At 40.9% G+C, this 20,452-nt stretch carries 20 protein-coding genes and 1 riboswitch; of the genes, 2 read left to right on the top strand and 18 right to left on the bottom strand.

Annotation, left to right across the window (positions count from 1 at the left end):
* Positions 1–17 precede the first annotated feature (17 nt).
* Together JOD45_RS04010 and pruA are read right to left on the bottom strand one after the other, a co-directional pair.
* Positions 18–932, bottom strand: a complete 915-nt coding sequence (locus tag JOD45_RS04010) for a proline dehydrogenase family protein (RefSeq protein WP_205002579.1) — start codon at positions 930–932, stop codon at positions 18–20.
* Between the two features lie 69 nt (positions 933–1,001).
* On the bottom strand, positions 1,002–2,549 hold the full coding sequence (pruA, locus tag JOD45_RS04005) for an L-glutamate gamma-semialdehyde dehydrogenase (protein ID WP_205002578.1): 1,548 nt from the start codon (positions 2,547–2,549) through the stop codon (positions 1,002–1,004).
* Positions 2,550–2,743: 194 nt separating this feature from the next.
* Here pruA and JOD45_RS04000 point away from each other — a divergent pair, with 194 nt between their 5' ends.
* Positions 2,744–4,312: a sigma-54 interaction domain-containing protein gene (locus tag JOD45_RS04000; RefSeq protein WP_205002577.1), complete on the top strand. Its 1,569-nt coding sequence runs from the start codon at positions 2,744–2,746 to the stop codon at positions 4,310–4,312.
* Between the two features lie 83 nt (positions 4,313–4,395).
* Here the strand turns inward: JOD45_RS04000 and JOD45_RS03995 are convergent, their stop codons facing one another.
* The 4 genes from JOD45_RS03995 to JOD45_RS03980 all read right to left on the bottom strand — a co-directional run bounded on the left by JOD45_RS03995 (position 4,396) and on the right by JOD45_RS03980 (position 8,828).
* Positions 4,396–5,316, bottom strand: a complete 921-nt coding sequence (locus tag JOD45_RS03995) for a nucleoside hydrolase (protein WP_205002576.1) — start codon at positions 5,314–5,316, stop codon at positions 4,396–4,398.
* Positions 5,317–5,364: 48 nt separating this feature from the next.
* The gene (locus JOD45_RS03990) at positions 5,365–6,252 is read right to left on the bottom strand and encodes a TIGR03943 family putative permease subunit (RefSeq protein ID WP_205002575.1); all 888 of its coding nucleotides are present in this window, start codon (positions 6,250–6,252) and stop codon (positions 5,365–5,367) included.
* 117 nt (positions 6,253–6,369) lie between these two features.
* Positions 6,370–7,284, bottom strand: coding sequence for a permease (locus JOD45_RS03985; protein ID WP_205002574.1), 915 nt, complete (start codon positions 7,282–7,284; stop codon positions 6,370–6,372).
* Between the two features lie 257 nt (positions 7,285–7,541).
* The gene (locus JOD45_RS03980; protein ID WP_205002573.1) at positions 7,542–8,828 is read right to left on the bottom strand and encodes a LysM peptidoglycan-binding domain-containing protein; all 1,287 of its coding nucleotides are present in this window, start codon (positions 8,826–8,828) and stop codon (positions 7,542–7,544) included.
* Between the two features lie 310 nt (positions 8,829–9,138).
* Between JOD45_RS03980 and JOD45_RS03975 the strand changes: the two genes are divergently transcribed.
* The gene (locus JOD45_RS03975; protein WP_205002572.1) at positions 9,139–9,738 is read left to right on the top strand and encodes a phosphatase PAP2 family protein; all 600 of its coding nucleotides are present in this window, start codon (positions 9,139–9,141) and stop codon (positions 9,736–9,738) included.
* A 131-nt stretch (positions 9,739–9,869) separates the two neighbouring features.
* On the opposite strand, the gene JOD45_RS03970 is transcribed toward JOD45_RS03975, so the two are convergent.
* The 12 genes from JOD45_RS03970 to JOD45_RS03915 form a co-directional block, all read right to left on the bottom strand.
* The gene (locus JOD45_RS03970) at positions 9,870–10,457 is read right to left on the bottom strand and encodes a cysteine dioxygenase family protein (protein ID WP_205002571.1); all 588 of its coding nucleotides are present in this window, start codon (positions 10,455–10,457) and stop codon (positions 9,870–9,872) included.
* Positions 10,458–10,768: 311 nt separating this feature from the next.
* Positions 10,769–11,554, bottom strand: a complete 786-nt coding sequence (gene yidC / locus JOD45_RS03965; protein ID WP_239549064.1) for a membrane protein insertase YidC — start codon at positions 11,552–11,554, stop codon at positions 10,769–10,771.
* Between the two features lie 26 nt (positions 11,555–11,580).
* Positions 11,581–11,877, bottom strand: a complete 297-nt coding sequence (locus JOD45_RS03960) for a hypothetical protein (protein ID WP_205002569.1) — start codon at positions 11,875–11,877, stop codon at positions 11,581–11,583.
* Between the two features lie 118 nt (positions 11,878–11,995).
* On the bottom strand, positions 11,996–12,871 hold the full coding sequence (locus JOD45_RS03955; RefSeq protein ID WP_205002568.1) for an ROK family protein: 876 nt from the start codon (positions 12,869–12,871) through the stop codon (positions 11,996–11,998).
* A gap of 165 nt (positions 12,872–13,036) precedes the next feature.
* Positions 13,037–13,852: an ABC transporter ATP-binding protein gene (locus JOD45_RS03950; RefSeq protein WP_239549063.1), complete on the bottom strand. Its 816-nt coding sequence runs from the start codon at positions 13,850–13,852 to the stop codon at positions 13,037–13,039.
* A gap of 253 nt (positions 13,853–14,105) precedes the next feature.
* On the bottom strand, positions 14,106–14,699 hold the full coding sequence (cysC, locus tag JOD45_RS03945) for an adenylyl-sulfate kinase (RefSeq protein ID WP_205002566.1): 594 nt from the start codon (positions 14,697–14,699) through the stop codon (positions 14,106–14,108).
* Positions 14,700–14,719: 20 nt separating this feature from the next.
* Complete coding sequence (gene sat / locus JOD45_RS03940) at positions 14,720–15,859, bottom strand: sulfate adenylyltransferase (RefSeq protein ID WP_205002565.1); 1,140 nt, start codon at positions 15,857–15,859, stop codon at positions 14,720–14,722.
* Between the two features lie 46 nt (positions 15,860–15,905).
* A complete protein-coding gene (locus JOD45_RS03935; RefSeq protein ID WP_205002564.1) occupies positions 15,906–16,970 on the bottom strand; it encodes an inorganic phosphate transporter in 1,065 nt (354 codons plus the stop codon).
* On the bottom strand, positions 16,967–17,689 hold the full coding sequence (locus JOD45_RS03930) for a phosphoadenylyl-sulfate reductase (RefSeq protein WP_205002563.1): 723 nt from the start codon (positions 17,687–17,689) through the stop codon (positions 16,967–16,969). Before JOD45_RS03930 ends, JOD45_RS03935 begins: the two co-directional genes overlap by 4 nt.
* Positions 17,690–17,871: 182 nt before the next feature.
* On the bottom strand, positions 17,872–18,015 hold the full coding sequence (locus JOD45_RS03925; protein WP_205002562.1) for a DUF2292 domain-containing protein: 144 nt from the start codon (positions 18,013–18,015) through the stop codon (positions 17,872–17,874).
* A 179-nt stretch (positions 18,016–18,194) separates the two neighbouring features.
* A riboswitch (SAM riboswitch) is annotated at positions 18,195–18,335 on the bottom strand.
* Positions 18,336–18,732: 397 nt separating this feature from the next.
* The gene (locus JOD45_RS03920) at positions 18,733–19,494 is read right to left on the bottom strand and encodes an SDR family oxidoreductase (protein WP_205002561.1); all 762 of its coding nucleotides are present in this window, start codon (positions 19,492–19,494) and stop codon (positions 18,733–18,735) included.
* Between the two features lie 445 nt (positions 19,495–19,939).
* A complete protein-coding gene (locus JOD45_RS03915) occupies positions 19,940–20,404 on the bottom strand; it encodes a GNAT family N-acetyltransferase (protein ID WP_338056023.1) in 465 nt (154 codons plus the stop codon).
* Positions 20,405–20,452: the final 48 nt, after the last annotated feature.

The raw sequence follows: 20,452 nt of genomic DNA, 5'->3' as shown, positions 1-20,452 counted from the left end.
TTTAACAGCTTGATAGGTTACTTAGAGAAAAAGCCTTTAAGCGCAAAAGCAACATTTTGCGGTCTTTCTGCCAAACGGCGCATAAAATACCCAAACCAGTCATTGCCAAACGGGACATAGACTCGCATTTTATAACCTTCTTGAGCCAAGCTCAGCTGCATATCCGTTCTGAATCCGTATAGCATTTGAAACTCAAATTGATCATTCGGTATATGGTGTTCTTTGACAAATGCTTTGACCTTATCGATAATATGATGGTCATGGGTTGCTATGGCTGTGTAGCTGCCGCTCAGCAAATGTTCTTTAATAATTCTCATATAATTGCTGTCAACATCTTTTTTCTCTTGATAGGCCACATCAGGAGATTCTTTATACGCACCCTTAACCAGCCTTAGCGTCACGCCATTTAAATCTTTGACGTCCTGTTCTGCCCGGAATAGATAGGCTTGGATAACCGTTCCGACGTTGTCATAGGTTTTGCGCAGTTCCCTTAAAATATCAAGCGTTATTTGACAATGTGCGTAATCTTCCATATCAATGGTAACAAAATTATTGCATTCTTTTGCAGTTGATAAAATTTTGCGCATATTGCTGAGACAAAATGCTTCATCAATATCTAAGCCAAGCTGGGTCATTTTAACTGACAGCTGAGAGTTTACCCCGGCTTCTGAAATCGCTTTCAAAGTTTTTATATTGTAATCTGTGGCTTCAATAGCTTCCTCTTCACTTGTAACAAATTCTCCTAAATGATCAAGAGTACAAACCAAACCCTTTTCGTTTAATTCGCGGATCTTTGACATCGTTGGCTCAATGGTTTCTCCGGCAACCACTTGAGAAGCGCCAAATTTAAGCCCCCACTTTTTCGCAGCTTTATTTAATGACTTGCTTTGTGAAGCGTATAGAAAAACATTTCTTGAAACTGTTTCTAACATAGCTTATCCCCCTCATTCATCCATTGTTTCGTTTGAAGGGGGCAACTTAAGATAAGCTGCCCATCTTTCTTATAGCATTTCCCCAGTTGTCTTCGCTTGCATGTGCAAGATGAGATAATCAGGTCCGCCTGCTTTTGAATCTGTACCCGACATGTTAAATCCGCCAAAAGGCTGATAGCCTACGATTGCGCCGGTACATCCGCGATTGAAGTAAAGGTTGCCGACATGAAACTCTGTTCTTGCACGTTCAATATGTTCACGATTATTAGAAATTAACGCACCGGTTAGACCGTAATCAGTATTGTTGGCAATCTCCATCATATGATCAAAGCCTCTCGCCTTGCAGAAGGCAACAACAGGACCGAAGATTTCTTCTTGCATCAGCCTTGCCTTTTCATCTACATCAGCGATAATAGTCGGCTGAATGAAGTATCCTTTTGAGTCGTCTCCTTCACCGCCGCACATCAGTCTGCCTTCTTCCTTGCCGATGCCGATGTATTTCATAATTTTGTTGTAGGCCGCTTGGTCAATGACAGGACCCATATAGTTATTGACATCTTCAGGATTGCCGACGGTTAATGTCTTTGTTAACGCCACTGCCTTTTCAAGCACTTCATCATAGACATCTTCATGTATAACAGCTCGTGACCCGGCAGAACACTTTTGTCCTGAGAATCCAAACGCCGAATACACAATTGATGAAACGGCCAAATCGATATCAGCGTCTTTATCTACGACGACTGTATCTTTACCGCCCATTTCCGCGATAACTCTCTTTAGCCAGATTTGCCCCGGATGCACTTTTGCTGCACGCTCATAGATGCGGCAGCCGACTTCGCGGGACCCGGTAAATGATACGAAGCGCGTCTTCGGATGATCAACCAGGTAGTCTCCAATCTCTGAGCCGCTTCCTGGAATATAGTTAAGCACACCATTCGGAAGGCCGGCTTCTTCCATCACCTCAACGAATTTCGCAGCTACCACCGGTGTATTATTCGCTGGCTTAAGCAGAACTGTATTTCCAGCAACAATCGCGGCAACTGTCGTCCCAGCCATGATGGCTAACGGGAAGTTGAATGGAGAAATAATCACACCGACGCCAAGCGGGATATAGTTAAATTTATTAATTTCTCCTTCACGGCTTTCTACAGGGACACCGCTTTTCAATTTCACCATTTGGCGCGCATAGTATTCTAAGAAATCAATGGCTTCGGCTGTATCAGCATCCGCTTCCCTCCATGGCTTGCCTGCTTCTTTGACAAGATAGCTCGAGAATTCATGCTTGCGGCGGCGCAATATAGCTGCTGCGCGAAATAGAATATTTGCCCGTGCTTCAGGATCCCACTTTTTCCATGTTTCAAATGTTCTAAGAGCTGTTTGCATTGCCTTTTCAGCTAATTCTTTATTAGCTTTTGAAACCGTGCCAATAACCTCTTCTTTGTCAGCCGGATTAATTGAAGTGATTTTCTCGTCTGTTGTAATCCGTTCTCCGCCAATCACAAGAGGGTAATCTTTCCCAAGCTGTGAATGAACATCCTGTAAAGCCTTTTCAAAAGCCTTTTGATTTTCTATATTTGTAAAGTCTGTGAATGGTTCATGTTTATATGATAAGACCATTTTATTCCCTCCAAATCGCTGTTTATAATTCTCACTTTTCTTAATGCAAGTTTTGTGCCAAAAAATACTTTTAAGACAATTAAAAGATTTATAGGAAAGAATGTTCACTTTTTATTAACAATTTTGTAAAATGGGTGTAAAGACTATACACTTTTGTAAGCGTTATGAGTGACTTATAACCTGAGGTGATGATGATGTTAAACCAAAACACGCCGCTTATTTCAATATCATTACCATGGGAGGATACGCTGGACATTAAAGAGATGCACATTCTCCCTAAGGAAACGCCGCTTTCTGAAATCGGGCCTTTGCCAGATCAAAAGGACATTGCACTCAAAGATCATAACGGCATGACCGTTGGATGGCTGCCTTTTAGTAAACTCGCACAAACGATCTTTCATCAGTGGAAAATTCTCTTATCCTATTATCAGACTTTACTTCAGGCTGTTGATGATGCCGTTGCCGTAGTGGATAAGCATGGGAAGATTGTTTCTTGGAACCCGAAAGCTGAAGAACTCTATCAATGTTCAGGTGAAGATATTTTAGGCAAACCAATTACTGACTTTTTCAAAAAAGAATCGGTTGTATTAATGTCAACTTTACAAGACGGAAAAGGTGTTGTTAGAAAATATAATCAGCCTCATCCTAATGTTCATGTATTAATTAATACATTGCCTGTCTATGATGGCCAATCTGTTATTGGCGGTGTATCCGTCGAAAGAAATATTAGCGACATGGTTAAACTTAACGATGAACTATCAACAACAACAGCTATCATCCACGATCTGGAAAGCAAAATTGAAACGACATATGCGAATGATCCATTTTATAAAATTAAAGGAAGAAGCCAAGCGTTATATACGGCTATTGATTTAGCCAAAAAAGTATCAGCTACCGACGCTTCCGTCCTATTGACCGGGGAAAGCGGCGTCGGCAAAGAATTATTTGCCCGGGCAATTCATAAGTCCAGCCCGCGCTCAGATCAGCCATTCATTGACATTAATTGCGGCGCTATACCGGCAGCGTTATTTGAAAGTGAATTATTCGGATACGAAAAAGGAGCTTTTACCGGCGCAGCAAAGCAAGGAAAAAAGGGAAAAATAGAGGCAGCTAAAGGCGGCAGTTTATTTTTAGATGAAATAGGCGAGTTGCCGCTGGATCTTCAAGTTAAGTTATTGCGCGTTATTCAAGAAAAAGAGTTTTACAGAGTTGGGGGAAATACACCAATTCCAATCGATATTCGAATTATTGCCGCTACAAACAGGGATTTGGAGAAAATGGTCAATGACGGACTGTTTCGCCAAGATTTATTTTACAGGTTAAATGTTGTTTCTATTGAAATTCCGCCGCTGCGGGAAAGAATTGAGGATATTCCGGAACTTATTCAACTCTTTTTAAAAGAATTCTCTATTAAATATAAGAAAGCGGTTCCTGAAATCGACCCTGAAGTCATGTATACGTTCTTGCATTATCCATGGTCGGGAAACATTAGACAGCTTCGCAATACTATTGAACGGATAATGATTCTTATAGACGAAGATATGATTCATCTGCATCACTTGCCGAAGAATTTTATAAAAAATAAACCGGATTTAAAATTGGACAAGCCGGTGGTGGAATCGCCGACTCCTGTAATAGAAAACGAAAAAATGAAATTAAAAGAGGCATTAGCTAAAACATACGGAAATAAATCGGCTGCAGCAAAATTATTAGGCATTTCAAGAGTGACCTTGTACAATAAAATAAAAAAATACAATTTATAAAGCCCAAAAAATCTGATAGACAGCAAAAAAAATAATCCCCTATGAGCTCAGCTTGCACTCAGGGGATTATTTATTAGCCTGCGTCATCTTTTCAGATAATCAATAAACATACGAATAAATTTCTCATGGTCGACTTCAAGACAAACGTCAATGTTAGGTTCTTTGCCAAGTCTGTTCCCGAAGTCGCATACCGTTTGCCCGTCGCACAATTCGCTTTTTGTTTCTACATCAACGTAAAGCTTCTCGGTTTTGACCAGCGATTTGTCCAATGCAACGCCGACAGCTAACGGATCGTGAAGGGCGCATGATTTAACACCGTTCCTTTTATAGGAGTTATTCATATAATGGGCGGTAGCATTCTTCACAAATTCTCCAACTCGCGACCCTTCCAACTGGGCGATATGTTCATCTGTCAGCAGCGCCTTCTTAGTCACGTCCAAACCAACAAGCGTGATGGGCATGTCCGAATGAAAAACAATTTTTGCGGCTTCAGGATCAACATAACTGTTAAACTCGGCAAGAGGCGTTATATTGCCAAGGCTTTTCACCGATCCGCCCATGATCACCATTTCTTTTATCCATTGTGTGATTTCCGGTTTTTTGCGGATAGCGAGAGCAATATTTGTTAACGGCGCCGTCGGAATAAGGGTTAACTCCCCTTTATACTTTTCCGCTTGTTCAATAATAAAATCAACAGCACCGTCCTCCGGCATGTCCGCTTCCATGTCTTTTAGCGCGCCGCCGAGACCGTCATTCCCATGCACCTCATGTTCAAATACAGGTTCCCGCAATAACGGGCGGTCAGCTCCCCGAAAAATTTTGACTTGATTGCCAAGACCAAGCCATGTTAAGACCTTTTTTGTATTCAATGCGGCCTGATCTAAGCAAACATTTCCGGAAACCGTTGTAATGCCCAAAATATCAAGTTCTTCACTTTTAAAAGCCAGTATCATCGCTAAGGCGTCATCAATACCTGTATCGACATCCAAAATCACTTTCTTCATGATCTTCATTCCTTTCTGGGAATTGCCCCCAGCGATTGACCGGATCCATTATGATTGCCGATAAACATATGGATCTTTCGGCTGATTGATGGGCTGCCATTTAGTTACTTTTAGAACGGGTATCGTTTGTTGAAACGGCTGATAATAAGTGGTCGAGATCTTCCCTTCAACTTGCAGCCATTGATCATCCTTGTAATCGACGTTCTTAGGGAATTCGACCATCATACCGTATGTTCCGGCATCTGCGATACAATGGATGATGCCGAATCTGAATAGAAAGAATTGTTTCTTGCTTGTTTGATGATCGGCAGTATCGTGGTATACAAATCCATTCATCGTCAGCCGCTTATTTTCAAAATTGCCCGGAAAATTATAAATGGTTTCTAAAGCCCTTAGATAATTGCTGTCATTCAGTACGAGCTTGCGGGACGAACTGTATTTTTTCAAATCAGATTGCTCCATATTTTTATAATGGTCTGCGTTATAATACATACTTGTATCAGGGCGCAACACTTGGTGCAATTCACTTTCATTGCCATCGTCAACTTGCGAAAAATGAAATCCTTTAGCTTTTACAATGCTAGAGTTTAGAGTTGCGACAGGCAAAAACAATCCAGTGGCTATCGGTATAAGAAGCAATCCGTAAACAACGATTTTCTGAAAAATTGTGTGTTCGCCGTGTGAATGCCCATGGTCGTGCTCATGATTGTGATCATGGCCATCATGGCAGTGCCCATGATCATGCGCATGTTTTTCTTTCTTGTTCCCTTCTGAAACCCACTTGATCATTTGATAAAGCGTCAAGAAGGCAAATACAAAGATCATGGTATAGGATAAATACGAATATTTCATATTAATGTATTTACTAATATCGCCTGTCACATGCAAATGCATAAACAAATAGAAAAAGCCAAATAAAATAATAAGCCGAAACAATCCGCTCACTCCCCTCTTAAAGCGCGTGTTGAGAAACAGGATAAATAGAACCGGCGATACGGACTAAAAAACATCGCATCCACGCAACAGCGCCGGTGCTGGCTTTCTAAGATCTTCTTAGATGAATAGCGCCCCTGTAAACACACAAACAAATATCAACAATACAAGCGTCAAGACAAATTTTTTCTTAAAGAAACTGAGCATCATGATGAGATTTTTCATATCTACCATTGCCCCGAACACCAAAAAGGCGGTTAATGGACCAATTGGAAAGGTGTTGCGGAATGACGCCGCGATGAAAGCATCTGCCTCCGAGCAGACTGACAGAATAAAGGCTAATAGAATCATAACAAGAATAGCTGTTACCTTTGTATTTCCCATTGAAAGCAGTGTGCTTGTTTTTATAAATGTTTGCATAGCCGAGGCGATTAATGAACCGATAACCAGGAACTTGCCGACACTGAAAAATTCATCGATCGCATGATCTATCACAGCTTTCACTTTGCCTATGAATGACATCTTGCGATGATCATGTTCATGGTGATGGTGGTGGTCGTGATGCTGATGTTTCTTTCCTTTATTATAAATATATTCTCTTAATTGGTCTTCACGAAAAAGGAAAGAAATAATGATACCAACAACAAAAGAAACACATATCGCCAGACCGCAGCGATAAAATACCATCTTCCAGCTATTGCCGAAAGCGATATAAGTGGAAAAAATAACTATCGGATTAATAATCGGCCCTGTTAGCATAAAAGCGATTGCCGCATGAAGCGGCACGCGTTTTTTGACTAGCCTTTGTGTTATAGGAACGATGCCGCACTCACATCCCGGAAATAATGATCCAATGCATGTCCCCATCGTTACCGACAAAAAGCGGTTTTTAGGTATGACTTTGGTTATCATTTCCTCTGTAACAAACAACTCAATGAGAGCCGAAATAAATACACCTACAACAACAAACGGGACAGCTTCAATTAACAAGCTGATAAAAATCGTATTCATTTGCAGCAAAGATTGACTAAGCATATTTAAGTTCTCTCCAATACATCATGTATAATCTATCACTTTTGTAAACTATTGATCTTCTCACTGATTCAATTATTTTAACATAGATTCCATGTAAACTTATGACATTTTTTGATAAACATTTGGAAGAGGATCATGTGCATGATAAGAATGATCTATTTTTATTACGCAAAACCCGTCTCTTAAGATTTGTTTAATAAATGCCAAAATTAAACAGAACACCCGGTTGAAGAAGAACCGGATGTTCTGCTAAAAATTTATTGAGGTATAGCCAGCTTTTGGCCTGGATAGATAACAATAGATGATAAATGGTTGGCTTTCATAAGTTTGTTGACGGATGTGTCATTTAATAAGGCAATGTCCCACAGCGAATCGCCTTTCTTAACGATATAGAAAGAAGAGGCTGGTTTCTTTGATGAGTGTTTGCTTGATGAAGTGTTCGATGTTGACGCATGACCGCTTAGCTTCAGTTTCTGACCAGGGTAAATAACATCTGATTTTAAGCCATTAATAGATTTAAGCGATGATAGAGACATGCCGTGATTTACAGCTATTTTCCACAGGGAATCACCCGGTTTAACAACATATGTACCGCCGGAGGAGGCTTGATTTCCTGATGATCCTCCGCTATTTGACCCGCCGGATGATGACGCGCTGCCGCTTAACTTTAATTTTTGGCCGGGATAGATGATATCTGAGGATAATCCGTTGATAGACTTTAACTTTGATACTGACATCCCATGATTGGCGGCAATTTTCCACAGGGAATCGCCTGATTTAACAACATATGTACCGCCGGAAGAGGCTTGATTTCCTGATGATCCTCCGCTATTTGACCCGCCGGATGATGACGCGCTTCCGCTTAACTTTAATTTCTGGCCGGCATAGATCAGATCAGAAGCCAAACCGTTTGCTGACTTAAGCTGAGCCACTGACATGCCGTGACTTGAGGCAATTTTCCAAAGCGAATCGCCGGGTTTGACAGTGTAGAATGACCCGCTGCTGTGTGAAGAACTGCCGTTATTTGCCGGCGGCGCTGGCGTTGAACTGCCCGGTGGATTGGCGCTGCCGCTTTCGCCTAACACCCGCCGTGCTGTAACAAAATACTTATTCCAATACGCATTTGAAAAAGCTGACGTGTATCTGACACCGTATGTAGGTTCAGCATCCAGCATTTGGCCATCCCCGGCATAAATGCCGACATGGTTAATAACGCCGTCACCGTCCGTATCATAAAAAAGCAAGTCGCCAACTTGCAGATTGCTCTTTGAAACCGGCACGCCGACAGTCGCCTGAGCTGAGGAAACCCTTGGTATATCAATGCCGAAATGAGCAAAGATTGTTTTCGTAAATGAAGAACAATCAAAAGACTGAGTCTGTCCATAAGAAGCGCCGTATATGTACGGTTTGCCTAAAAATTGATTGCCGTAGCTTAAAATTTCGCTTCCGGTTGCTGCATGTCCCGCGCCATTAGCAGAAAATATAATACCAGTAGCCAGTACAGCCGCAGGAATAAACCTTTTTGAAGCGGCTCTCTTTTTCATAAAATCTCCCCCAAAATGCAATGTTCTATCTCTTAAGTAAAGTTTTAATATTTCAATAGATCAGTAATTTCATCATAACATAACAATATTTCCAAAAATTTTACGTTTGCATTACAAAATCTATTGCAAAAACCCCAGATATTATTATTTTCGGCATAATGATTAACAAATTTAGCGAAATATGAAGAAATATATATTATTCCCATAACCCTTATTTTGAAGTTGATTATCGAATTTTATATTCGTATACTCAAATTGTTGGGTTTACTACCGACTAATCATAAGTTTATAAGAATTAAAGGAGGCATCTATGAATCCATTTGATACAGCAGTATACCATGCGATTAACAATTTATCCGGGCATGTTCTCTGGTTCGATGCAATCATGGCATTTATCTCACATTACGCGATGGAAATATATGCCGCTTTGTTTGTCGTCTTTTGGTTCACACTGCCGAGATCCAAGGTTAACAGCCGGCATACGTTAGTGGTCGCTTTCTTTGCAGGTGTTATTGCCCTATTCATTAACTTTATTATTTCGCATATTTGGTATCGTCAGCGTCCTTTTGTCGTTTTGCCTCATGACAGCTTCCATAAACTCATTCCTCATCCTGCCAACGCGTCGTTCCCGAGCGACCATACGGCAGGCAGTTTCGCTTTCGCGTCGGCTACATGGGGAAAAAATTCCAAATGGGTAAGCCGGGCATTTACTATATTTGCCATCGTTGTTGCCTTTTCTAGGGTTTATACCGGCGTCCATTGGCCGACTGATGTCATTGCGGCCATCGTCATTGGAATAATTGCCGGACGATTAGGCTGGAAACTGTCATCTTTACTTTATCCTCTAACAAAATTCGGCGTTAAATTATTCAGGCTGGAACCGAAGGACAAGGATGCTACCCGCATGTAAGATATAAAAACTCGCCTTTGAACCAGGCGAGTTTTTATCATTTCATAATTATCACTGTGTATAAGATAAGGATAAATGGATGCTGACAAATGAAGTTAACTACCCGCGCGCGGCTGGATGCTGTCCAACAGCTAATGCAGTTTAGTCGTGTAGCCTACCTCATGATCATAGGCTTTGAAAGCTCCCTTATCATTAAGTGGTTGAAAAATCTTAAATTTATTTAGCTGCTTGCCGTACACGTGAATTGTAATTGCCGATTGATCGTCGGCCGCCTCAAGAATATGACAATCCGCAGGCGGGAGAAGCTGTCCAGTGCTGTGCTCACCAACCGTCATAGTGCCGCTGTATCGAAGCTTGACAACATCCTCTGAAATCTTTTCTGATTGCAGGTAGTTTGTCACTTTAATACGGCCATTGAAAACGCCTTCAACACCCCATGTACCGTCGTGGTCGTGCAACGGGGTCGATTGTCCGGGTGCCCAGACAAGAGCTAGAACCTCAAATCGATCCAGGGGATCAACATATAAAGAATAACGGGCATAGTGATCGCGGTTAGGAGCGATTTTTTCAGATGGGAACCATGACTTGTTCTGAATGAGTTTGCCGACAAGATGTTCCGCTTTAGAAACCAATGCCGCATCATCTTGTTCAGTTTCTACAGCCGCAGTCATGTCTTTAACAAAATCCGTCAATTCATATTGGTCTTTTATACTCTTCATATACCCAACCTCCCAATTATTGTTATCTTCATTATACTGGATATTTTCGCACTATTCTTTAACCAGAAGCGTTTGTAAAGAAAATGGCCCGCTAAGTTAATTTTACTATTTATTCCAATATAGTTAAAACCATTTTTGCACATTTTGAAACAAAAATAACAGCCGAGATTATCATCCTCGACTGTTTAATTCTCCTTATTTTAGACTCCCGCAAAACTTCGCGCATCGCCTGTGCAGTCATTGACAAAAGCCGTTAGCACAGCTTGTCAGCTGCATTTAAGTATATTAAAACAACGCCTGTCTCATTATCATCATTGTTCAGCAGACACACTTTGTTTCTCGTATTCTTTGGCAAATAAAAATTTTGCTAATAAGGACTGGCCGATAAGAAACACACCGCCGATAAGCCAGTACAGCGGCAAGGCCGCAGGCGAGTTGAATGAAACAATTAAAATCATTGCCGGAGATGCCAGCCCCATCCACTGCATCATCTTGGGCTGATCATCGGGCATATTCATCAGCTGCACCCTGAACTGCAGAAAATAAACAACACCGGCAAGTATCGCGAGAAAAATATCTGTATGCCCAAGGCTGAACCACATAAAATTATGTGAAGCGATTTCTTTTGAACTTCTAATAGCGTAATAAAAACCCATCAGGACAGGCAATTGAACCAGGAGAGGCAAGCAGCCCATCGGTGAGATCGGGTTGATGCCATGCTTTTTATAAAGGGATAGCATCTCATGTTGAATTTCCCTCTGTTTATCAGGGTCTGTTGTTTCTTTTAAACGACTTTTAAACGCTTCCATTTCCGGCTTGATTCTATTCATCTTTTCTTTCATTTGCTGCTGATGTTTGTATTGTTTCAACATGAAAGGCAATAGAATAAGGCGTATCACAAGTGTTATTAATATGATGGCAATGCCGTAGCTGCCGTTAAAGAGAGAAGCTGTGTAATGGATTAACTTTGCAAACGGATCGACTAAATAGTTTTGAAATATGCCTATTTGCGCATGTGATTGTTTGTTTTGTGTTTGACAAGCTGATAACGTAAGAATCGCTAATATAGCGAGTATGGCAAAACAGCCCTTTTTCATTATGATTGTCCTCCTCATTATCGTTTTCATAGATGCAATGAGGAGGATATATGGTCTCCATCATCCTCCGCAGAAGGCTTATCTTTGCGTTTGATATATCTCGAAAGCCACTTTGCTACAAGATGATGAGCAATGATATGAGTTTGGGCTGATGACTCATTAATCTTTTTGCTATAAACAAAGCAGGGGTTTGGAAATGCCTCTGAATGGCGCCTTCGTATCAATAACCCCCAAACCGCACTGAGTGTGACAGGGATAAGCAAAGTCATAAGTGCAGAACATAATAATGGGTCATTCGGTAAATTGACGATGGCTTCTACCATTCTTAATCCCCCTTTTATGTTTACAGCAACTTTAACAAGCTCTGATTTTATATTATGATATTATGATTGATTTGTAAAACTTATCTATAAATTGTACGTAAAGGCATGAATTAAAGTTTTAAATGCCGCAAGCCTTTTTTGCCAGGGCAACAGCCCCGCATAAACCAGCATTATCTCCTAATCCAGGAGGTACAATATATTGGTCGATGTCTGATAGAATTTCATTCGTTTGCACATAACCGTTAAGCAGCTCTTTAACGTTTTCCCGAATGATTGGGAACAATTGTTTTTGGTGCATGACCCCGCCGCCTAGTACAATTTTTTTTGGTGAAAGGGTATAAATAAGATTGACTGCCGCTTGCGCCAAATAATAAGCTTCAATTTCCCAAACCTTATCAACTTCCTGAAGTTCAATCCCTTTCTTTCCCCATCTCTTTTCAATGGCTGGTCCCGCTGCCATGCCTTCCAGACAATCCTGATGGTATGGACAATTGCCGGCAAAGTCGTCTTCTGGGTGACGCTTAACTAGGATATGCCCCATTTCAGGATGAAGCATGCCATGAACCATTTCTCCTCTGATAACAGCTCCTCCGCCTATGCCTGTGCCGACTGTCATATAGACACAGCTGTCCAAGCCCTTTGCGGCACCCCATTCAGTTTCACCAAGCGCAGCCGCATTAACATCGGTATCAAAGCCAAAAGGTATATTAAAATGTTTTTTTAATTCGCCAATAATGTCGAAGTTTCTCCATTTTATTTTTGGGGTGCTTGTAATATATCCGTATGTCGGACTGGACTCATTTGGATCAACTGGTCCGAATGTGCCAACGCCCATCGCATCCATTTGTTTATCTTTAAAGAAATTAATCACTTGCCCCATCGTTTCTTCTGGTGTTGTCGTAGGAAAACTAACTCTCTCAAGGATTTCACCGTTTTCATTTCCTATACCGCAAACAAATTTTGTTCCACCAGCTTCTATGGCTCCAAAAAGCATGGTTATTCCTCCCTAATAGTATCTTCTGATTAAATACACGCTAACTATTTTAGCAAACTTGCCCCGGAATCTTGAAATTTTAATGTTTAAAAACCAAAAAAAGGCAGTTCCCTGAATAAAGGAAACCGCCAATACCAATCAAAACTGAAAACCCTTCAACACAGCTTAAACGGAAACGTTTCTTTTAAATTCCTGATGATCGCCCGCGGTATCATAAGTTAAGCAAACAGGCCTATGATATTGCGGATCATTCACGATGTATGCATCTATATCAAAGACTTTTCGAAGCGTATCTTTTGTCATAATGTCCCGATATGTGCCTTCAGCGATCAGCGTTCCTGAATTCATGGCAATCATATAATCCGAAAACCTCGCCGCAAGATTGAGATCATGGATGACCATGACAATGGTGCGCTGCTCTTCAATATTTAATTGCTTTAAAAGCTTTAATATGTCAAGCTGATGAGCCATATCTAAAAAGGTTGTCGGTTCATCCAATATTAGGAGATCAGTTTCCTGGGCGAGCGCCATCGCGATCCAAGCGCGCTGCCTTTGTCCCCCTGATAATGATTCAACAGGTTTTTCGGCAAAATCTAATGTATTGGTCATAGACAACGCTCTATCGACAGCATCTTTGTCTTCCTTCTTTAACCGGCCAAAGCCCCGCTGATGGGGAAAGCGGCCGTAAGAGACAAGCTCACGGACCGTTAAACCGTTTGGCGCTTCCGGGTTTTGCGGGAGTATGGCCATTCGTTTCGCTATTTCTTTTTTCGGCTCTTTGTGAATCGCCTTCCCGTCCAGGTAAATGGCGCCGTCTTTTGGCTGCTGAACACGGGCTATTGTTTTAAGAAGAGTAGACTTCCCGCATCCGTTAGGTCCAATAATTGTGGTAATGGCACCCTTTCTAATTTCTAATGATAAGTCTTTTATAATTAACTGATCGCCGTATCCGATAGAAACTTTTCTAGCAGAAACCGTCAATTCACTCACCTCTTTTTATACGTTCGTATAGATATAAACCGAACGCCGAAAGGATTGGAACAATATCATATTCAATTTAAAATGGATGAAGTTGATTCTAACCATTGAGAATACACAATTAAAAATGATAATCATTTTCATTAATTATACTAATGTTGTTCCTTGCCATTGTCAATCGGCCTTTATGCGCTCGATCTTATAGCGGCATCAGCTAAAAAAAGCTGCCCCATATATTATGAGACAGCCCTTCCCGCTAAATGAATTTGTTTGCTTTTAAATAATCAATGATTTGATTAACACATTGGTCAATGGTGAAATGTTCGGTATCAATGATCATTTCCGGTTTGTCCGGTTCTTCATAGGGAGCATTAATACCTGTGAATGCTTTGATTTCCCCATTACGCGCCTTTTGATAAAGCCCTTTGGGATCACGCTTTTCGCATTCATCTATCGAGCATTTAACAAAGATCTCTATAAACTCATCAGCCTTTAATAATTCCCGCACGGCGCGGCGGTCTTCTTTGTAAGGGGAAATAAAAGCTGTTAAAACCACGCTTCCGCTGTCAACAAACAGTTTCGCTACTTCCCCGATACGGCGGATGTTCTCTTTCCTGTCTCTCTCCGAAAAACCTAAATCTTTATTCAAGCCGAATCTTATATTATCACCATCTAATACATACGATTGCAAATGGTCATCAAACAACCTGCCAGCGACAGCATTAGCCAATGTCGATTTGCCCGAACCCGATAATCCGGTAAACCAGATGACAAAGCTATGATGTCCGTTGCGCAATCTTCGTTCGCTTTTTGAAATGGATGAAGCATGCCAGGTAATGTTCGCAGACATTGTGATAAACTCCCTTCTTTTTACTGAGTGACTTTTTCCGATAATCCCTCTGCAAGAACCTTTACGACTTCCGGACGGCTGAAAGTGCTTGGGAGATCCTCTCCGTTTCTTAACAAAGTTCTTACCTTTGTTCCAGAAAGAATTAACCGATCTTCATGAGAATGCGGGCAGGTTTTTAACGAAGCCATGCTGTCGCATTTTAAGCAATAAAAACTGTGTTCAAAAAACAGCGGCGTAATCCCTAACTCTTCTTGGGAGAAATGGCTGAAGATTTTTTGGGAATCATAGGTGCCGTAATAGCTGCCGACTCCTGCATGATCCCTTCCAACAATAAAATGCGTGCATCCGTAATTTTTCCTAACCATCGCATGAAAAATGGCTTCTCTCGGACCAGCATACCTCATGGCTGCTGGAAATACCCCCAGTAAAACCCGATCTTGCGGATAATAATGCTTAAGCAGAACACGATAGCTCTTCATACGAATGTCTGCCGGTATATCATCATTTTTCGTTTCGCCAACAAGCGGCTGCAAGAATAATCCATCAACGGTCTCAAGCGCTGTTTTTTGAATATATTCATGCGCGCGATGGACTGGATTTCTCGTTTGGAATCCGACGATTGTGTTCCAGCCCCGTTCTTGAAAAAGCCGCCGGGACTCGGCAGGTTCATACGTTTCATCAGGGAACAATTTTTCAGGCTTTTTCGTTAAGATAATCTTACCGCCAAGATACACATTCGGACGCTGAAACAGTTTAGCCACGCCGGGATGCGCCAGCTCGGCTGTTCGATAAACGCATTCCGCTTCCTTTTCCTTATCCGGTTTAAATTTATCTTCTACTCGAATGACACCGTAAACTTCGCCATGATAAACAAGCTTGGCTTCTTCTCCGATCTTGATAGATGACGCCTTATTTTCATTGACAGGCAATGTAATCGGAATAGACCAAACCGTTCCGTCTTTAAGTCTCATATTCTCTACAACACTGTCATAGTCTTCTTGACTAAGAAAGCCTGTTAATGGACTATAGGCCCCTATACCGATTAATTCAAGGTCGCGAAGAGCTGTTGCATCGAGCTCTACTGAATGCCGAACAGCAGAAACCTCATAATTGGGTTGAAATAGATGAATTAACGTTCCTCCATGCGGTTGAATGGCCATTGCAATTCCTCCCTGTCATTATTCAAATCATATTTATCAAAGTTGTTTACTTGGTTTTGTAACCAACTTTTTTCTGAAATAAATCCCATTTCACTGATTTGACCAAACTAATGCCTCCAATAGTAGCGGCAAATACAATCACAACGACGATAAAGGCATACCAATTGGAAAAAATAAACGCCTGAACGAACGCATAAGATAAAATCAGTGAAAATAAAGGGGATACAACCCATACCTTTAAAAGCCGCTTAACAATGTTTTTTTGAAAAACGTTGAAGCCGTTTTTCGAAAAACCGATCCCAAGTATCGATGAAGTCGTTATCTGAGCCATCGGAACAGGAATACCGAAAATTGAAGCCGTTATAACAAGACTTGCACCTGTTGATGAGATGATGATCCCTTCTATTTTTGAAAAGGCCACGATTTTCTTGCCGTTTGTTTCAATCACTTTTCTTCCTAACAGAAGCACCCCGATGCCGACAGCAATCCCGCCAATCCATTTGCCTTCATTAACATTAAAGATGCCAGCTCCAACAAGAGGCCCTACCGAATTGGCGACGTTGTTCATCCCTGATGAAAAAGCCTCAAAGAATCCGGCCACGATTAGCAAAACCGTCAAAACCAATGATCGTTTTTCAAGAAAATGTGTTAGTCTCATAATTTCAAAAAGCTTTTTCATTGAGATCGTTACAATAAAAGCAAGAATAGGAACAATCAGCCAGCAAGTAACAATAAAAATCAGCTTTGGCAAATACATAGATTGATAGGCAACCCCTATGCCAACAACAGCGCCGACAGTTACTTCGCTCGTCGAAAGCGGAATACCGGTTATATTGGCAATGAACAATGAGACCGCGGCGGAAACTAAAATGATGACAACGATTGGAACACTCAAATATTTTTCATTAATAAGCCCGGACCCAATGGTCTTAATGACTTCTCCGCCGCCAATAGTAGCCCCCAGCAAAATGCCTATTGCGCACAACAGCAGTGCATAGTAAACCTTTTTCACAGCGCCGGAACCGTAAGCCACACCCATTGAAGCGGCGGCTCCGCTTCCGCCGATATTAAGCGCAAACAACATGCCTACTAATATGGCTAACCACGTCATGATAGCGTCCCTCTTGTATCTTCATGCAATCCGCATTCTAATTTTGCTTGGCCTGCCCATCTGCCTGACCGTAAATCATTTTCATCGAAAGCAGGCTGTGTACAAGGATGACACCCGATACTAGGATATCCTCTGTCATGAAGCGCATGATAAGGCAATTGATGCTTATGAACGTATCTCCAAACATCTTTCCAAGTCCAATGGATAAGCGGGCAAATTTTCACCTTTTTAAATTTCTCGTCTCGATTGATATATTGGACATGCCTTCGTGTCGGCGATTGCTCTCTTCTTAGTCCGGAAATCCAAGCAGTCACATGTGCCAGTGACTCTTGCAAAGGTTCGATCTTTCTTAATTGACAGCACAAGTTCGGGCTGCTTTTCCAAAGCGCCTTGCCGTACTGAACCTCTTGTTCTTCCAAAGTGAGCAGCGGCTTTTTTAAAATAATCGTTAAGTTGGGATACGCCTCTTTAACGCTATTAATCACGTCATAGGTTTCTTGAAAGTGCAATCCTGTGTCTAAAAAGACAACTTGTGCAAACGGATTGACTTTAGAGATAAGATCGATTAAAACGCTGCCTTCTACGCCAAAGCTGCACGAATATAATATTTCATCTCCGTATGTTGAGTAAGCCCATTCGAGAACTTCAAGCGCTCCCTTTGTTTCGGAATCTGAATCAAAAGATATATCTGGTGTTATCCAATTTTGATATGTTATCAATATTTTTGTGCTCCCTTCATTAAAGAAAATTGATCCGGTGCCAAGTTATAGCGCACAAATAACTGTTCATAACTTAAATAGTCAAATGAAAATCCGATAGTTTTAAAAGCTATAAAAAAGCGGTTTTCGGCTATTAAGCATTAAAAGCCCAAAACCGCCTCTAGTTTGTCTAGTCAGCGAATTTATTTCAATCTTACTTTTTCATTTTTTTCAAGCTGAATCACTTTTCCGTCCTGGACAACAAGCGTGATCGACCCAAATTTCATCGATTTAAGCATATCTTTTATCCGCAAAATAACCGGATCTAGCTGCTCACTATTACCCACTTCAGTCCCCCCTTTTATTAAAAAACCTGGCTCAGGCCAAGCGTTGGATGCGACTATTCTTTAGCTGCGCGTACTATCGCCGTAGCCTTGGGCTTGGCTTAACGCCCAAGGCATAGGTATAGTCGAAATATTATGAAATATATCCACTTAAGAAAGACTGTGAGGTCATTTTACTGCCTTACTTATCTTTCAAAATGGGTTCCATTTTGCTGGATTTAGCACCTTATCCTTCACCCGTTTCAGCTATGATCACAATGATGGGTTCCGAACAGGTTGCCGGGCTTCATCGGGCCAATCCCTTCACCTTCTCTTGATAAGTATTTTTGTATTATTGATTTTAAATCTTATCATAATAGACAGAAAAGTCAACCCGACTTTTTTGGTCGGAATAGTATTATTTATGATAATCCCCGATCTGATAAAGAAAAATCGACGAACAAAGGGAAATTTTTTTATTTGCATATCCGCTAAAAGGAGTCATTCGTTACTGTTTTATCATATAGCCAAAAAGAAAAAGTGTGAGAAATACGGCTCTGTCCCTGTGAATTTGTGGATAATGTGGATTTTGTGGATAACTTGAATAAAACGCCCCTGCCGCTGTTCCATTTTTATACTAAGCATTAAAAAGACATACCTAAGCTAGAAAGCTAAAGTATGTCCGCTTCTTACTGAATAACACTAAACCCAATATTAAAAGCTCCAGCTTTATGAAAAATCCTATTGAGCTGTATAACCGCCATCTATTAAAAGTTCAGAACCAGTCGTAAATTTAGATTCATCAGATGCCAAATATAATGCGCCATAGGCAATATCGAGCGGGTCCCCTAAATGTCCGACCGGATGAAGAGACTCCAAATATTTGACAGCAGCCTTACTCTTTTCATCATCGTTTTCCACCATAGGCGTTTTAATATAGCCCGGATGGACGCTGTTTACCCTAATACCGTATCCCGATTTCGCACAATGCAAGGCAGCCGACTTTGTTAAAATCCGTACGCCGCCTTTACTGGCATTATAAGCTGCTAAATTAGGATCACCAACAAAACCTTCGATTGACGACATGTTAATGATTGAACCGGTCTGATTATTTTTCATCGCCTGTATACCGTATTTTGTTCCCAGAAAAACGCCATCCAAATTAATGCTTAACACTTTTCGCCATTGCTCAAAAGTACACGCTTCAATATTAGCTGCTAGGCCAATCCCGGCATTATTCACTAATACATCGAGCTTGCCAAATTGTTTTTGGGCAATATCCAGCGCCTTTTTCCACTCATCTTCCTTGGTCACGTCGTGCTGAATGAACATAGCTTCGCCGCCGCAGTCTTTTATTTCATCGACAACAGATTGCCCATTGTCCTCGTTAATGTCAGTGATAATTATTTTAGAGCCCTCTTTTGAAAACAACAAAGCAATAGCTTTTCCAATACCCGATGCACCGCCGGTTATCAATGACACCTTATTTCCCAATCTCCCCATATCTTCAAGCCTCCTAAATCCTATATTAAATACACTTCTATTCATAAAGTGTACAATTTGCTCTGTTAACAAACACCGTTCTGTATTTATGATGGGCTTATGATGCCCGTTAAAAAGACAGTGAGACGGGGCATATATTATCCATAGATCTGAATGAAGCGCTCCCTCGCAATACAATTCGCAGAAGCAATCAATGACACCGATTTATACAAAAAAGCACCCCATAGGCAGACGTTTTTGCATGTCCACCGGGCGGGGTTCATTTTAAATAGGACTGATCTTCTTCATGCTTATTAAAAACGAACATGTTTTATGGTTTATTCAAACAACCAATCCCATTGCACCCAATAGTTTGACCTCTTTCCTTATAAAAATCCCCCTGCATCTCTACTGCCAAGACATTGGAGTCTTTCAAATCCCCACAAGCTATATACTTGAATAAATGTTATTTGAGGCGTTTAGATAAAATAAATTCATCTCGAATTGGAATTCCATCATTGCTGAAAAGGGGGATCTCAGGTTTTATTTCCCGAGCTTTATTTACTGCATTTGGCAATACTTTAATACATTGATATCCCCTCTTTTGATAAAAATAGAGTGCTTTTAAGTTATCATTGGTTGTGACCAATTGAATAGACGAACAATTTTGTTTCTTTGCATGCTCTTCAGTTCTTGTTAATAGTGAAGAGCCGATTCCTTGATTTTGCCGGATACTGTCAAGCGAAATAATATGACTGGTTGATTCAGTTATATAAAAGGTTATTAATCCAATAATATCCTTCTGGTCCACAGCTGCAAATCCATCTAGGTTTAAACAATTGAAAACCCCTTGAGAATAAACCATTTCACAAGTACCCCAGTTAGTTATAAAAAAGCGTTTGATACGTTGTTTATCTACAGATAAAAAAATTCAGCCATAACAGCTCACCTTTTTTTATTACCTATATTCTGCCATAAG

Origin of the sequence: Scopulibacillus daqui (genome assembly GCF_016908855.1) — a bacterium.
Lineage (GTDB): Bacteria > Bacillota > Bacilli > Bacillales > Sporolactobacillaceae > Scopulibacillus_A > Scopulibacillus_A daqui.
Note: the sequence above shows the minus strand (reverse complement) of the source record. Positions and strands in the feature narration are given on the sequence as shown.